At 64.9% G+C, this 661-nt stretch carries 1 pseudogene; it reads right to left on the bottom strand.

What is annotated here, in order from left to right:
* Positions 1-254 (bottom strand): annotated as a pseudogene (locus tag IVA82_RS19015) (reverse transcriptase domain-containing protein); the annotation flags it as partial.
* Positions 255-661: the final 407 nt, after the last annotated feature.

Here is a 661-nt window from a genome sequence, read left to right as displayed (position 1 = left end):
CCGAACTCGATCAGCCGGGTCTTCTCAGGATGCAGCGACAGTGCAAACTCCCTGAGCCGCTCGCGCAGTGCTTCGAGGAAGTGCCGGGCCTCATCCTCGGACTCGAAGCCGACAATGAAGTCGTCGGCATAGCGCACGATGATCATGTCGCCCGTGGCCTCGCGCCGTCGATAGCGTTCAGCCCACAGATCGAGGGCATAGTGCAGGTAGACGTTGGCAAGCAGCGGCGAGATCACCGCTCCTTGCGCCGTCCCCTGAGGGATCGATGTGGTGAAGCAGCGCGGTGAACCTCTCCTTCTTCCTTTCCCTTGCAGTTCGTCGTATGCGCTCCAGCGCCTGCGTCACGCTCGTCCGGCTCGGCGTCCGGGTCGTGCTTTGCTGGTCCGCATTCCCCTTGGTCGCGGCCCTTCGCTCCACCAGCTCCTTTCGCAGATCGCTCTGCCTCGTTCGCCGGCTTCGCCGCTACTGTGGCCGCGTCCGACTTCCCGCGTTCGTTCGTCATCGGCTTCGGCTCCTCGCCTTCCCGATGCGGACCGAAGGCGCATGCCGCCTGCGGTCGAACGCGGGACCTCCCAGGTTCCGGCGCGGTCCCTTACTGCGTGATGGGGTCTTCGACCACGGCAGAGCGTCAGCCCCTCGCATAACGGGACCGCACATGTTG

The sequence above is a fragment of the Bradyrhizobium sp. 142 genome, from assembly GCF_023074015.1.
Taxonomy (GTDB): Bacteria; Pseudomonadota; Alphaproteobacteria; order Rhizobiales; family Xanthobacteraceae; genus Bradyrhizobium.
This window is presented reverse-complemented; position numbering and strand designations above follow the sequence as displayed.